Origin of the sequence: Gallaecimonas kandeliae (genome assembly GCF_030450055.1) — a bacterium.
GTDB classification, from domain to species: domain Bacteria; phylum Pseudomonadota; class Gammaproteobacteria; order Enterobacterales; family Gallaecimonadaceae; genus Gallaecimonas; species Gallaecimonas kandeliae.
Genome location: NZ_CP118480.1, coordinates 2,202,824 through 2,217,334, shown reverse-complemented (window position 1 = coordinate 2,217,334; position 14,511 = coordinate 2,202,824). Strand labels below are relative to the sequence as shown.

Sequence of the window (14,511 nt, the reverse complement as noted above, 5' to 3'; positions counted from 1 at the left end):
TGGAAGTGACGAAGGAGGCCGCCATGAAAGCCAAGGCTGAGGAGCTGGATCACCAACTGACGCTGCTCAGGGAGATGCTGCGCATCCGCCGTTTCGAGGAGCGCTGCGCCGAGCTCTACATGGCGGAGAAGATCCGCGGCTTCCTGCACCTCTACATCGGTGAGGAAGGGGTGGCGGTGGGGATGATGCAGGCCCTGGCGCCGGACGATGCCGTGGTGGCCACCTACCGCGAGCACGGCCATGCCCTGGCCAGGGGCCTGGACATCAAGGCGGTGATGGCCGAGATGTTCGGCAAGGCCAGCGGCTGCAGCAGGGGGCGGGGAGGCTCCATGCACATCTTCGACGGCCCCAGGCGCTTTTTCGGCGGCAACGCCATAGTGGCCGGCGCCCTGCCCATGGCCGTGGGCCTGGCCCTGGCCGACAAGCTCAAGGGGCTGAGCAGGGTCACCTGCTGCTTCTTCGGCGAAGGGGCGGCGGCGGAAGGGGAGTTCCACGAGAGCCTCAACCTGGCCCAGCTCTGGCAGCTGCCGCTGCTGCTGGTGTGCGAGAACAACGGCTACGCCATGGGCACGGCCCTGGCCATCTCCGAATCCGAGCAGCGGATCAGCCACAAGGCCGAGGGCTACGGCATGGTAGCCCGGGAGGTGGACGGCATGGACGTGCTGGCGGTGGAGGCGGCGGCCCGGGAATGCGTGGACGCCATCAAGCAGGGCAAGGGGCCGCGCTTCCTTGAATGCCACACCTACCGTTTCCGCGGCCACTCCATGTTCGACACCCAGCTCTACCGCAGCCAGGACGAGGTGGCGGCCTGGCAGGAGAAGGGCCCCATAGTGCGGCTGCGGCGCAAGCTGGAGGCGGCGGGCGCCTTGGACGAGGCCAAGTGGCAGCAACTCGAGGACGAACTGCGCCAGGAACTCAACGAGGCGGTGGCCTTTGCCGAGCAGGCCGCCCTGGAGCCCGTTGAAAAGCTGACCTGGGGTGTCTACCAGGAGGGGGCGTCATGAACGGCGACAGCATCAGCTACCGCGAGGCGGTGCGGGAGGCCATCCGCGAGGCTATCCGCAATGACGACAGGGTCTTCCTGATGGGGGAGGACGTGGGCCATTACGGCGGCTGCTACGCCGTCACCAAGGGCCTGTTGCAGGAATTCGGCGAGGCCAGGGTCAGGGACACCCCCCTGTCCGAGTCCGGCTTCGTGGGGGCCGGCATAGGGGCGGCCCTGGGCGGCATGAGGCCCATAGTGGAGGTGATGACGGTCAACTTCAGCCTGTTGGCCTCTGACCAGATCGTCAACAACGCCGCGACCCTGCGCCACATGTCAGGCAACCAGGTGGGGGTGCCGCTGGTGATCCGCATGGCCACAGGCGCCGGCAAGCAGCTGGCGGCCCAGCATTCCCACAGCCTGGAGAATTGGTACGCCCATGTGCCCGGCCTCAAGGTGCTGGCCCCCGCCACCCTGGCCGACGCCCGCTACCTGCTGGCCCAGGCCCTGGCCGACCCGGACCCCGTGCTGATCTTCGAGCATGTGCTGCTCTACAACGAGACGGGGCCCCTGCCCAAGGCCGAAGACTGCCCCGACATGCACAAGGCCCTGGTGCGAAGGCCGGGCAGCCAGCTGAGCCTGGTCACCTACGGCGGCTCCCTGCCCAAGGCAATGCAGGCGGCCGAGATCCTGGCCGGCCGCGGCCTGGACGTGGAGGTCATCGACCTTCGCTGCCTGAGGCCCTTGGACACCCAGACCATCTTCACCTCGGTGAAGAAGACCAAGCGGTTGCTGGTGGTGGACGAGGGTTGGCGCACCGGCAGCCTGGCCGGGGAGATCTGCGCCCAGGTGGCCGAGCACTGCTTCTGGTCCCTGGACGCGCCGCCCCAGCGGCTCTGCAGCCAGGAAGTGCCCATTCCCTATCCCAAGCACCTGGAGCTGGCGGCGACTCCCCAGGTAGAGCAGATAGTGGCGGCGGCCGCCGCCATGCTGGAGGCCAGATGAAGACCATCAAGATGCCGTCCTTCGGCTCAGACATGGCCAAGGGCACTGTGGCCCAGTGGCTGGTCAAGGAAGGAGATCAGATCGAGCGCGGCGACGTCATCGCCACCATAGACACCATGAAGGGCCTCATCGACATGGAGGTGTTCGACGACGGCATCCTCCACAAACTGCTGGTGCCGGAAGGAACCCAACTGGCCGTGGGGGAGCCCATCGCCGAGCTGCGGCTGACAGGGGAGGCGGCCGAGGCCGAAGCGCAGGCCGAAACGAAAAGGCCGGCCGAAACCCCGGAAGCCAGGCCCAGGATCTCCCCGGCGGCCAGGCACAGGGCCGAGGAACTGGGCATCGACTGGCAGAAGCTTGGGCCCGGCAGCGGCCCAGAAGGGGCCCTGGTGCTGGAGGACATAGAGGCGGCGCCACGACAAGGGGCGCCAGGGGCAGAGCCTGGCCAGCAGATGCGCCAGGCCATCGCCGCCGTGGTCAGCCGTTCCAAGCGCGAGATCCCCCACTACTACCTGGAGCAGGACATCCCCCTGGAAAAGGCCCAGCTGTGGCTGGCGGCCTACAACCAGGACAAGGGCCCAGAGCAGCGCATCCTGGCCAACGCCCTCATCTACTGCGCCCTGGCCAGGGCCGTCGCCGAGTACCCCCAGTTCAACGGCTTCTTCAGGGACGGCGCCTTCGAGCCGGCCGCCAAGGTGCACCTTGGCAACATCATCAGCCTGCGCCAGGGCGGCCTCTTGGTGGCCGCCATCCACGACGCCCCCAGCCTGGGCCCGGCCGAGATGATGGCCCGGCTCAAGGATCAGGTGCAAAGGGCCAGGGAAGGGGGCCTCAAGGGCTCGGAGATGCAGGACGCCACCTTGAGCGTCTCCAACCTGGGGGACAGGGGCGCCGACCGCTTCCAGGGCATCATATTCCCGCCCCAGGTGGCGCTGCTGGGCCTGGGCCGGCTGCGCCAGGTGCCCTGGGCGTCGGAAGGCAAGCTGGTGGTGATGCCGGTGGTGACCTTGAGCCTGGCCGCCGACCACAGGGTCAGCGACGGCCATGACGGCAGCCGGCTGCTGGCCCACATCGACAAACTGCTGCAACAACCGGAGCTATTGTGATGAAAGACAAAGCCGCCCTGGCCGAGGAAGTGCGCCGCCAGCTCAAGCACATAGCCCCGGACGTGGAGCCGGACGAACTGGGCCCGGACCAGGACATGCGCGACGAGCTGGATCTCGACTCCATGGACTTCCTGCGGCTGCTCGAAGCCCTGTCGAAATCGGTGGGGGTGGCCATCCCCGAGGCGGACTACGCCAAGGTCACCACCCTCGCCAAGATGGTGGACTACCTCGCCGCCCACCAGCCATGAAAAAAGCGCCCCTGGGGGCGCTTTTTTAGCGAGGCGCTTTGCCTCAGGGCTTGTAGTCCTTCTTCTGCAGGCGGTGGGCAAGGCGCTCCACCAGCACGAAGAAGAGCGGGGCGAAGAAGATCCCCAGCGCCGTGGAAGCCACCATGCCCCCCAGCACCCCTGTGCCGACGGCGTTCTGGCTGCCGGAGCCGGCGCCGTTGCTGATGGCGAGCGGCAACACCCCCAGGCCAAAGGCGAAGGAGGTCATCAGGATGGGCCTCAAACGCATCCGCACCGCCTCCAGGGTCGCCTCCACCAGGCCCTTGCCTTCCTCGAACATGTTCTTGGCGAACTCCACTATCAGGATGGCGTTCTTGGCGCCGAGGCCTATGATGGTCAGCAGCGCCACCTGGAAGTAGATGTCGTTGGTCAGGCCGCGGATATCGGTGGCCACCAGGGTGCCGAGTACGCCCAGCGGTATCACCAGCAGTATGGCGAAGGGGATGGACCAGCTCTCATAGAGGGCCGCCAGGCAGAGGAAGACCACCAGGATAGACAGGCTGTAGAGCATGGGGGCCTGGTTGCCCGCTTCCTTTTCCTGGAAGGACAGGCCTGTCCACTCCAGGCCGAAGCCGGTGGGCAGCTTCTTGACCAGCTCTTCCATCTTGGCCATGGCTTCGCCCGAACTGCGGCCAGGGGCAGCGGCGCCCTGGATCTCCACGGCCGGCAGGCCGTTGTAGCGCTGCAGCTGCGGCGAGCCGTAGCTCCAGTGGCCCTGGCTGAAGGCGCCAAAGGGCACCATCTCACCCTGGTTGTTGCGCACGTACCAGCGGTTGATGTCCTCGGGCTGCATCCGGTAGGGGGCGTCGCCCTGGACATAGACCTTCTTGACGCGGCCGCGGTCGATGAAATCGTTGACGTAGGTGCCGCCCCAGGCGGTGGTCAGCACCGAGTTGATGTCGGCGACGCTGACCCCCAGGGCACCGGCCTTGGCGTGGTCGATGTCGACCTTGTACTCGCTCTTGTCACCCTGGCCGTTGGGGCGCACCGCCACCAGGCCGGGCTCCTGGGAGGCCATGCCCAGCAGTTGGTTGCGGGCCGCCATCAACTTGTCATGGCCCTGGGCGTTGCGGTCCTGCAGGTACATGTCGAAGCCGTTGGCGGTGCCCAGCTCCAGCACGGCCGGGGGCACGAAGGCGAACACCATGGCGCCTTTTATTTGGGAGAAGGCGCCCATGGCCCGGCCGGCGACGGACTTGACGTCGCTGCCCGGGGCCGTGCGCTCGCTCCAGTCTTTGAGCTTGACGAAGGCGATACCCATGTTCTGGCCCTGGCCGGCGAAGCTGAAGCCGCCGACGGTCAGCACAGAGTAGACGTTGTCCTTCTCCTTGGTCTGGAAGTAGTCCTCCACCTGCTTGAAGACCTTGGCCGTCTGCTGCTGGGTGGAGCCTTCCGGCAACTGCACCTGCACGAAGAGCACGCCCTGGTCCTCGTCGGGCAGGAAGGAGCTGGGGGTGCGGGTGAAGAGCCAGCCTACAGTGGCCACTATCACGCCGTAGACCAGCATGAAGCGGAAGCCGCGCTTGAGGATGGCGGCGACGCTACTGCGGTAGTTCTGGGTACGGCGCTCGAACCAGCGGTTGAACCAGCCGAAGAAGCCCTTCTCGCTGATCATGTGGCCCTTTTCGATGGGCTTGAGCAGGGTGGCGCACAGCGCCGGGGTCAGCACCAGGGCCACCAGCACCGACAGGGCCATGGCCGAGACGATGGTCACCGAGAACTGGCGGTAGATGACCCCGGTGGAGCCGGTCATGAAGGCCATGGGCACGAACACGGCCGACAGCACCAGGCCTATGGCCACCAGGGCGCCGGTGATCTGGTCCATGGAGCGCCTCGCTGCTTCCAGGGGCGAGAGCCCTTCCTCGCTCATCACCCGCTCCACGTTTTCCACCACCACTATGGCGTCGTCCACCAGCAGGCCTATGGCCAGCACCATGGCGAACATGGTCAGGGTGTTGATGGAGTAACCGAAGGCGGACAGCACGGCGAAGGTGCCCAGCAGCACCACGGGCACCGCTATGGTGGGGATCAGGGTCGCCCTCAGGTTCTGCAGGAACAGGTACATGATGAGGAACACCAGGGCCACCGCCTCGATGAGGGTATGGACCACCCCTTCGATGGAGAGCTTGACGAAAGGCGTGGTGTCATAGGGCACCACCGCCTTGAGGCCGGCGGGGAAGAACTGGGACAGTTCCTTGATCTTGGCGTTGACGGCTTCTGCCGTGTCCAGGGCGTTGGCGCCCGTGGCCAGGCGGATACCGAGGCCAGTGGCCTGCTGGCCGTTGAAGTGGGTGGTAAAGCCGTAGTTCTCGGAGCCCATCTCCACCCTGGCCACGTCCTTGAGGTAGACGTTGGCACCGCCTTGGGCGGTGCGCAGCAGGATGTTCCTGAACTGCTCAGGGGTCTGGAGCCGGCTCTGGGCCGTGACGGTGGCGTTCAGCTCCTGGCCTTCCACGGCCGGGGTGCCCCCCAACTGGCCGGCGGACACCTGGGCGTTCTGGGCGCGGATGGCGGTGATGACGTCGCTGCTGGTCAGGTTGTACTGCTTGAGCTGGTAGGGGTTGAGCCAGACGCGCATGGCGTACTGGGCACCGAACACCTGCAGCTCACCGACGCCGCGGACCCGGCTCAGGGGCTCCTTGATGGAGGAGGTGACGTAATCGGAGATGTCGCTCTTGTCCATGGAGCCGTCTTCAGAGACGAAAGCCACCACCATCAGGAAGTTACGCACCGACTTGGTGACCGTAATGCCCTGGCGTTGCACCTCTTCCGGCAACAAGGCCGTGGCCAGCTGCAGCTTGTTCTGCACCTGCACCTGGGCGATGTCCGGGTTGGTGTCAGAGCTGAAGGTCAGGGTAATGGTGGCCTGGCCGTTGGAGTTGGAGGTGGCCGACATGTAGTTGAGGCCGTCGATGCCGTTCATCTGCTGCTCTATGACCTGGGTCACGCCGTCTTCCACCGTCTTGGCCGAGGCTCCGGGGTAGTTGGCGGTGATGGTCACGGTCGGCGGCGCTATGCTCGGGTACTGGGCCACCGGCAGGCGGGCAATGGCCATGGCCCCGGCCAGCATGATCAGCAGGGCTATCACCCAGGCGAAGATGGGCCTGTCTATGAAAAAACGTGGCATTGCTGCTTGTCCTTAATGGTCGCTGGCTTCGACTGTGGTGACGGGGGCGCCGGGACGGACCTTCTGCAGCCCGTCCAATATGACCTTGTCGCCCGCCTTGAGGCCGCTCGTTACCCGCCATTGGTTACCGACGGCTTCTTCGGTGACCACGGGGCGCGCTTCGACCTTGTTGGCGGCGTCCACCACCAGCACAGAGGCCTCGCCCTTGGCGTTGCGGCTGACCCCTTTCTGGGGCACCAGTATCGCCTTGTCGTCGGTGCCGGTGACGGCCTGGGCGCGCACGAACATGCCGGGCAGCAGCTTGCCGTCCGGGTTGGGGAAGAGAGCCCGCAGCGTCACGGAGCCGGTGCCCTCGTCGACGTTGACCTCGGAGAATTCCAAGGTACCTGTCTGGTCATAGGTGGAGCCGTCTTCCAGGGTCAGGGTCACCTTGGCCTGGGGAGCCCGCTGGAGGTCGCCCTTGGCCAGCTTGGCCTTGAGGGCCAACAGTTCGGCGCTGGACTGGGTGAGGTCCACGTAGATGGGGTCCAGCTGCTGCACCAGGGCCAGGGCCTGGTCCTGGTTCTTGGTGACCAGGGCGCCGGCGGTCACGAAGGACTTGCCGATGTGGCCTGTGATGGGGGATTTGACCTGGGTGTAGCCGAGGTTGATCTCGCTGGTCTTGACCGCCGCTTCGGCGACCTTGATGTCGGCCAGGGCCAGCTTGTAGGCGGCCTCGGCGTCATCGAGATCCTGCTGGCTGACGTAGTGGGTCTTGACCAGGTTCTGGTAGCGCTTGAAGGTCAGCTCCTTGCTGTGGGCACTGGCCTGGGCCCGGGCCAGGCTGGCCTTGGCCGAGGCCAGGGCCGCCTCGAAGGGGGCCGGATCTATCTGGTAAAGAGGCTGGCCTGCCTGCACGGTGCCGCCCTCGGTGAAGAGGCGTTTTTGGATAACGCCGTCTATTTGCGGGCGGATCTGGGCTTCGAGGAAGGCGCTGGTGCGGCCTGGCAGCTCGGTGGTGAGGTCAATGGGCTGGGCCTTGACTGTCATGACACCCACCTGCTGGGGGGGCCTTGCCGCCTTTGCTTCCTGCTTGGCGGGGCTGCACCCCATCAAGGTGGCCAGCGCTAATGCCAATACCGCGCTTCTGTGTTGTCCCATGACAAAACCTCTGTGTTCGAAATGACTGTCTTCGGCAGGGCCGTTTTCCAAGGCCTGCCATGATAGCAGTAGGGAATGAACGTTCATTCCCAAAAACCGTTACAGTGCGTTACGCCGGCCGGTCGAAAAGGCTCAGGCGCCGCCCTGCAGAGCCCTCAGCCTGGTATCCAACCAAGTGGCGGCCTGGCTCCAGTAGGACTCTGGCACCAGGCAGGGACTGTCGGCGGTGAGTTCCAAGGGGCCCTGGCCTGTTGCCTGGGGCACTGCCCTGGCAAAGAGGCCGCTGGCGCTATGGTAGACAACATAGTCCTTGTCGCTGTCCATGGGGGCATAGGCAGAAGAGCCGTAGTCGCTGTCCACCAGAAAGTGCAGGCTATCGAGCCAGGCGGGTTTTACCCAGGTCTGGGGCGACAGGGCGTAAGCCTGGTGCGGCGTTGCGTTGGCCTGTTCAATATCGCGAAAGCGCCCTTCGACCCTTTCCAGCCGGTATTGGGGCTGAAGGCCCAGTACGGTCAGCCAGTTGGGCCACTTGATGAAGCGGGCGTCCAGGCGCCAGTCGTCGCCGCGCACCGGGAAGCTGCGCTCCTGGCAGAGCCCTGGAGTGCGCAGGTGCAGCTGATAGAGCTGGTCGTCCAGCTTTTCGAAGCGCAGCCTGGCCACCGGCACTTCCATGCCCAGGCGGTCATAGGTGCGGTAGAGGGCGAAGAACAGCAGGCTACTGGCCAACAGGCCGCTGGTAAGGGTCAGGAAGAAGAGGCGCCAAAGCCATTTCATCGCAGGGGGCATCCTTGGGTATTGCCAGCCTCTACCCTAAACCAAGGGGAGTCCTGCGTCACGGGGGCAAAATAAACCCGGCATTGAAGCCGGGTTCGAGCGGCGTCATCGGCCGTTATTTGAGGATGAACTTGCCGTTCATCACCGCGAAGTGGCCGGGGAAGGAGCAGAAGAAGCTGTAGTCGCCGCCCTTGTCCAGCTTGTTGACGTCCACTGTTACCGAGGTCTCTTCACCACCGCCGATGATGGGGGTGGCGGCCAGCACCCTGGCGTCCCCTTCGGGCAGGTAATTCTTGTCGAGGCCTGCCTGGGCGCCGGCCATGGCCAGGGCCTGGTAGTCGGCGGTCTTGGACAGTACCCAGTCGTGGCCCATGGTGTTCTTGGGCAGCTTGCCGACGTGCTTGAGGGTCACGGTGAAGCTCTTACAGCTGGCCGGCACCGTCATTTCCTTGAGGTTGTACTGCATGGCGTCGTTGGCTTCGATGGTGGCGGCGCAATCGTCCGCCCAGGCGGCGGTGCTGCCGAGGGCCAACAGTACTCCGAGAATCGCTTTTTTCACTCTTCACCTCCGTTTGGTGTTGTCATTGGCAGGGTGGCATCTGGCACCTGGCCTTGCCTTGTTATAGGTCAAATTTACCGTTCTGGGATCAGAACATAAAAAAAAGCCCTGCAATAGCAGGGCTTTAGCTTCATGGGTTGGGGCTTCAGGCGGCCTTGCCGGCGGCTTTGCGCTCCTTCTGGACCAGCTCCTTGTTGGCGGCCAGGTAGAGGGGATCGAAGTCGTCGACGTTGATGGCGCGCAGGCGGCCGGCTTCGGCGCGGTTGAGCAGGGCTGCTTCTTCCTCGCTGATGAGGCCCAGATCCAGGCCTTCCTCGGCTACCTTGTCCAGGCGCCAGAAGAGACGCTTGGGATCCGTGGCCTTGGCGACCTTGTTGAACAGGGGCTCGACGGCCAGCACGTCTTCCAGGGTCTGTTCCAGCATGCCCACGACGTTGTTGTCGACGCGGGTCAGGTACTGGCTTTGGCCCAGGCGGGTACGGACGTCGGACGGCTGTTGCAGCAGGGTGGCGACCTTGTAGTCCAGCTTGTCGCTGGGGCGGCTCACGGGGCGGCCGAAGGGCATGATCACCAGGCGCAGCGCCTTGCCTACCCATTTGTTGGGGAAGTTGCGCAGCAGTTCGTCCAGGCTGTCCTGCAGCTTGTAGAGCGCATCTTCCACGCCCCATTGCAGCAGCGGCAGATCTTCCTTGCGGCGGCCTTCGTCGTTGAAGCGCTTGAGGGCGGCAGAGGCCAGGTAGAGCTGGCTCAGCAGGTCGCCGAGGCGGGCCGAGACACGCTCGCGGCGCTTGAGCTCGCCGCCCAGCACGCCCATGGCGACGTCGGACAGCAGGGCCAGGTTGGCGCTGAAGCGGTTCATCTGCTGGTAGTAGCGCTTGGTCTGGTCCCTGAAGGGGCTTGCGCTGAAGCGCGCGCCGGTCAGGCCCAGCCACAGGGAGCGGAAGAAGTTGGACATGGCGAAGCCGATGTGGCCAAACACGGCCTTGTCGAAGGCCAGCAGCGCCTGCTTCTGATCTTCAAGGCCGGCGGCTTCCAGCTCGGCCAGCACGAAGGGATGGCAGCGGATGGCACCCTGGCCGTAGATCATCATGGAGCGGGTCAGGATGTTGGCCCCTTCGACAGTGATGGCCACGGGGGCGCCCTGGTAACCGCGGGCGAGGTAGTTCTCGGGACCCATGCAGATGCCCTTGCCGCCGTGGATGTCCATGGCGTCGATGATGCCTTTTTGCATGCGGTCGGTGAGGTGGTACTTGACGATGGCGGTGATGACGGACGGCTTCTCGCCGAGGTCGAGGCCGGTGGTGGTCAGCTCACAGGTAGCGCCCATCAGGTAGGCGTTGCCGCCGAGGCGGGCCAGGGGCTCTTGGATGCCTTCCATCTTGCCGATGGGCAGGCGGAACTGGCGGCGGACTCGGGCATAGGCGCCGGAGGCCATGGCCAGGGACTTGATGCCGCCGGTGGCGTTGGAGGGCAGGGTGATGCCGCGGCCGACGGACAGGCACTCGACCAGCATGCGCCAGCCCTGGCCGGCCATCTTGGGGCCACCGATGATGTAGTCGATGGGGACGAAGACCTCATTGCCGCGGGTCGGGCCGTTCTGGAAGGGCACGTTCAGCGGGAAGTGACGGCGGCCGGTCTCGCAGCCTGGGGTGCTGGTGGGGATAAGGGCACAGGTGATGCCCAATTCTTCCTCGCCGCCCAAGAGGCCGTCGGGGTCACGGAGTTTGAAGGCCAGGCCCAGCACTGTGGCCACCGGGGCCAGGGTGATGTAGCGCTTGTTCCAGGTGATCTTCATGCCCAGCACTTCCTTGCCTTCCCACTGGCCTTTGCAGACCACGCCGAAGTCGGGGATGGCGCCGGCGTCCGAGCCCGCTTCGGGGCTGGTCAGGGCGAAACAGGGGATCTCCAGGCCCTTGGCCAGGCGGGGCAGGTAGTGGTCCTTCTGCTCCTTGGTGCCGTAGTGCTGCAGCAGCTCACCCGGGCCCAGGGAGTTGGGCACGCCGACGGTGGAGGAGAGCACCATGGAAACCCCGGTCAGCTTCTGTAGCACCAGGGATTGGGCGTAGGCGGAGAACTCCAGGCCGCCGTACTCCTTCTTGATGATCATCGCGAAGAAGCCGTTGTCCTTGAGGTATTGCCAGACTTCCGGGGCCAGGTCGGCGCGCTCATGGGTGGTTTCCCAGTCGGACACCATGCGGCAGACTTCTTCGACGGGGCCGTCGATAAAGGCCTGCTCTTCGGCACTCAAGTGCGGCTTGGGATAGGCGTGCAGCTTGTTCCAGTCGGGATTGCCGCGGAACAGCTCGCCGTCCCACCAGGTGGTGCCGGCTTCGATGGCTTCCCGCTCGGTGCTGGACATCTCCGGCATGATCTTGCGGTAGAGCTTGAGGAAGGGACCTGAGATGTAGTTGTGGCGAATGCTGGTGATGTTCAGCGGCACCAGTACCAGCAGGGCCAGCAGCCACAGCCAGACGGAGAAGCCGCCGAAGAGGCTGCCAAGGATCAGGGCCGCGAAGGTCGCGACGGTAAAAGTCATCAGGGAGGCCCTGTGGTAGGCCAGAGCCCAACCACCGCCGAGGACCGCCAGAGTCCATATGAGAGTCAACACGATTCCCTCCTTTAACGGGTTCGTTATTTCTTAGAGGTCAGACCTCTGTCTTGTTGAGCACTTTGTACTGGATACGGCTCTGTGGATCAAGAAGGATTTGTTCAGTATGGCTGGTTATAATCGCCAGCCTGAGAGCCCTGAACGAGATGCCAAGATGGAATTGAAAGAGATAGTGCGCCAGCAGCTTACCGAGGCGGCAGCGGTGCTGGCAGCCTTCCACCAGGACGAGGCACAACTGGACGCCGTGGCCAAGGCGGCCGAACTGTTGGCGGCCAGTTTCAAGGCCGGCGGCAAGGTGATTTCCTGCGGCAACGGTGGCTCCCACTGTGACGCCATGCATTTTGCCGAGGAGCTGACCGGGCGCTTTCGCGACAACAGGCCGGGCCTGCCGGCCATCGCCATCTCCGATGTCAGCCACCTGTCCTGTGTCGGCAACGACTACGGCTTCGACTTCGTCTTCTCCCGTTACGTCGAAGCGGTGGGCCGGGAAGGGGACCTGCTTTTCGGCCTCTCCACCTCGGGGAATTCCGCCAACATCATCAAGGCGGTGGAGGCGGCCAGGGCCAAGGGCATGAAGGTGATCCTCTTGACCGGCAAGGACGGCGGCAAACTGGCCGGCGCGGCCGACGTGGAAGTGCGGGTGCCGCATTTCGGCTATGCCGATCGCATCCAGGAGATCCACATCAAGGTGATCCACTCCATCATACTGATGGTGGAAAAGCTGATGGCCTGAAGGCCGGCCAAAAAGAAAGCCCGCATGATGCGGGCTTTTTTTCAGGCGCCTTTCTTGAGGCTGGCCATGTCGATGACGAAGCGGTACTTGACGTCCCCTTTCTTCATCCGCTCATAGGCCTGGTTGATGTTCTGGATATCCAGCATCTCCACGTCACAGCTGATGCCGTGCTCGGCGCAGAAATCCAGCACTTCCTGGGTTTCCGGCAGGCCGCCGATCAGGGAGCCGGCGATGATGCGGCGCTTGAGCACCAGGTTGGCGGCATGGACGGGGGGCTCCATGGGCTCGATGAGGCCCACCAGTATGTGCACGCCGTCGTACTTGAGGCAGGCCAGGTAGGGGTTGAGGTCGTGCTGCACCGGTATGGTGTCGAGCAGGAAGTCGAACTGGCCGGCGGCCGCCGCCATCTGGGCCGGATCGGTGCTTATCACCACATGGTCGGCCCCTTGCTTGTGGGCCTCGGCCACCTTGCTCTCGGAGCGGGTGAAGATGGTGACCTCGGCGCCCATGGCCTTGGCGAACTTGACCCCCATGTGGCCGAGGCCGCCCATGCCCAGCACCCCGACCTTGTGGCCGGCCTTGACGCCGAAATGCTTGAGGGGCGAGTAGGTGGTGATACCGGCGCAGAGGATGGGGGCGGCGGCGGCCGGGTCCAGGGCCTTGGGTACGGACAGCACGAAGCGCTCATTGACGACAATCTTGTCACTATAGCCGCCGAAGGTGATGGTGCCGTCAATCTTGTCCTTGCCGTTGTAGGTGCCGACGAAACCGTTCAGGCAGTACTGCTCCAGGCCAGCGTTACAGGCCTGGCAGTCTTTGCACGAGTCCACCAGGCAGCCGACGCCGACGATGTCGCCGACTTTGAAGCGGGTCACCTTGTCGCCCACGGCGGTGACGTGGCCGACGATCTCGTGGCCCGGCACCACGGGGTAGACGGAGCCGCCCCAGTCGTTCTCGGCGGTGTGGATGTCGGAATGGCAGACGCCGCAGTAGTCGATGTCGATGGCCACGTCGTCGGCGCGCAGTTCACGGCGCTCGAAGTTGAAAGGGGCCAGGGGGCTGGTGGTGGACTGGGCCGCGTAACCTTTAGCTTGTGCCATGGTAGGGGGATCCTCTGTTCCGGCGAATGAAATTTGCCCCGTCATTGTGGTTGGGCTTGGCTATCCAGGCCACCTCCATTTCTGCGGATTAGTTGTCCATTCCTCCGAAAGTGCCTGTTTAAGCCTGCCAGGGTGGCGCCGCCCTGGCATAATAAATCCTGTCTTTAACCGCCGTTTTTACTGGGGTATCCCATGTCGTCACCCATGGTCGAACTGATGAAGCCGCTGATGGTGGGTGCCCAATCCTCCATGGCGGCGATGCCTGTAGCGGCCCTGCCCGAGGTGGTGCTGTTCAGCTGCCACCAGCAGATGCCAAGGGCGCCCCTCATCTACCAGCCGAGTCTTATCCTCATCGCCCAGGGCCACAAGGTGGGCTACCTGGGGGACAGGGAGATCCACTATGGGCCAGGCAACTACCTGGTGCAGACGCTGCCGCTGCCCTTCGAGTGCGAGACCTTCGCCAGCCCACAGCTGCCGCTGCTGGGGCTGTCGGTGCGCATCGATCCCGTGATGCTGGCCGAACTGGTGGGAGAGAGCGGCCCTGTGCAGGACTTGGGCAGCCCCAGTCCCATGGCGTCGGTGGCCATGACCCCGGCCATGGAAGGGGCCGCCATCCGGCTGCTGGAATGCCTGCAAGACGAGCGGGACGTCCGGGTGCTGGGCAAGGGGCGGGTGCGGGAGCTTATCTACCAGGCCCTCAAGGGCGAGCAGGGGCCGGCTTTGCGGGCCCTGGTACAGGGCCAGGGCCATTATGCCCGCATCGTCCAGGTGCTGACATTGATGAACAACAAGCTGGACGAGGAATTCAAGGTGGAGCAGCTGGCCGGCCAGGCCAACATGAGCCTGTCCAGCTTCCACCAGCACTTCAAGGACGTCACCCAAAGCTCGCCGCTCCAATACCTGAAAAGGCTGCGGCTGCTCAAGGCCCAGCTGCTGCTGAGCCAGGACAGTCTCAACGTCGGCCAGACGGCAGCGGCCGTGGGCTATGGCTCCGTCAACCAGTTCAGCCGCGACTACAAGCGCTACTTCGGGACCAGCCCCAACAACGAGCGGCGTAGCGCCTGAACGAAAAGGCCCGCTACTGCGGGCC

The 14,511-nt window shown here is 64.6% G+C and carries 12 protein-coding genes; 6 read left to right on the top strand and 6 right to left on the bottom strand.

Annotation, left to right across the window (positions count from 1 at the left end):
- The first annotated feature begins 23 nt into the window (after nucleotides 1–23).
- From pdhA to PVT67_RS10900, 4 genes are read left to right on the top strand one after another with little or no spacing between them, the layout of a single operon-like run.
- On the top strand, nucleotides 24–1,004 hold the full coding sequence (gene pdhA, locus PVT67_RS10915; protein ID WP_301493640.1) for a pyruvate dehydrogenase (acetyl-transferring) E1 component subunit alpha: 981 nt from the start codon (nucleotides 24–26) through the stop codon (nucleotides 1,002–1,004).
- Nucleotides 1,001–1,987 (top strand): alpha-ketoacid dehydrogenase subunit beta, encoded by a 987-nt coding sequence (locus PVT67_RS10910; RefSeq protein WP_301493638.1) that lies wholly within the window; start codon nucleotides 1,001–1,003, stop codon nucleotides 1,985–1,987. The genes pdhA and PVT67_RS10910 overlap by 4 nt, the downstream gene beginning before the upstream one ends.
- Nucleotides 1,984–3,093, top strand: coding sequence for a dihydrolipoamide acetyltransferase family protein (locus PVT67_RS10905; protein ID WP_301493636.1), 1,110 nt, complete (start codon nucleotides 1,984–1,986; stop codon nucleotides 3,091–3,093). The genes PVT67_RS10910 and PVT67_RS10905 overlap by 4 nt, the downstream gene beginning before the upstream one ends.
- Nucleotides 3,093–3,341 carry an acyl carrier protein gene (locus PVT67_RS10900; protein ID WP_301493634.1) on the top strand — a complete coding sequence of 83 codons (249 nt, stop codon included), beginning with the start codon at nucleotides 3,093–3,095 and terminating at the stop codon, nucleotides 3,339–3,341. Before PVT67_RS10905 ends, PVT67_RS10900 begins: the two co-directional genes overlap by 1 nt.
- Before the next feature lie 43 nt (nucleotides 3,342–3,384).
- Here the strand turns inward: PVT67_RS10900 and PVT67_RS10895 are convergent, their stop codons facing one another.
- The 5 genes from PVT67_RS10895 to fadE all read right to left on the bottom strand — a co-directional run bounded on the left by PVT67_RS10895 (nucleotide 3,385) and on the right by fadE (nucleotide 11,591).
- Entirely contained in the window at nucleotides 3,385–6,507 is a 3,123-nt protein-coding gene (locus PVT67_RS10895) for an efflux RND transporter permease subunit (RefSeq protein ID WP_301493633.1), read from the bottom strand.
- A 12-nt stretch (nucleotides 6,508–6,519) separates the two neighbouring features.
- Complete coding sequence (locus tag PVT67_RS10890) at nucleotides 6,520–7,647, bottom strand: efflux RND transporter periplasmic adaptor subunit (RefSeq protein WP_301493631.1); 1,128 nt, start codon at nucleotides 7,645–7,647, stop codon at nucleotides 6,520–6,522.
- 132 nt (nucleotides 7,648–7,779) lie between these two features.
- Nucleotides 7,780–8,421 (bottom strand): hypothetical protein, encoded by a 642-nt coding sequence (locus PVT67_RS10885; RefSeq protein ID WP_301493629.1) that lies wholly within the window; start codon nucleotides 8,419–8,421, stop codon nucleotides 7,780–7,782.
- Nucleotides 8,422–8,536: 115 nt separating this feature from the next.
- Nucleotides 8,537–8,980 (bottom strand): azurin, encoded by a 444-nt coding sequence (gene azu / locus PVT67_RS10880; protein WP_301493627.1) that lies wholly within the window; start codon nucleotides 8,978–8,980, stop codon nucleotides 8,537–8,539.
- Between the two features lie 145 nt (nucleotides 8,981–9,125).
- A complete protein-coding gene (gene fadE, locus PVT67_RS10875) occupies nucleotides 9,126–11,591 on the bottom strand; it encodes an acyl-CoA dehydrogenase FadE (protein WP_336407845.1) in 2,466 nt (821 codons plus the stop codon).
- Nucleotides 11,592–11,742: 151 nt separating this feature from the next.
- Here fadE and lpcA point away from each other — a divergent pair, with 151 nt between their 5' ends.
- Complete coding sequence (gene lpcA, locus PVT67_RS10870; protein ID WP_301499686.1) at nucleotides 11,743–12,321, top strand: D-sedoheptulose 7-phosphate isomerase; 579 nt, start codon at nucleotides 11,743–11,745, stop codon at nucleotides 12,319–12,321.
- A 41-nt stretch (nucleotides 12,322–12,362) separates the two neighbouring features.
- On the opposite strand, the gene PVT67_RS10865 is transcribed toward lpcA, so the two are convergent.
- A complete protein-coding gene (locus PVT67_RS10865; protein WP_301493623.1) occupies nucleotides 12,363–13,421 on the bottom strand; it encodes an NAD(P)-dependent alcohol dehydrogenase in 1,059 nt (352 codons plus the stop codon).
- A gap of 204 nt (nucleotides 13,422–13,625) precedes the next feature.
- Between PVT67_RS10865 and PVT67_RS10860 the strand changes: the two genes are divergently transcribed.
- Nucleotides 13,626–14,486, top strand: a complete 861-nt coding sequence (locus PVT67_RS10860) for an AraC family transcriptional regulator (RefSeq protein ID WP_301493621.1) — start codon at nucleotides 13,626–13,628, stop codon at nucleotides 14,484–14,486.
- The last annotated feature ends 25 nt before the right edge of the window (nucleotides 14,487–14,511 follow it).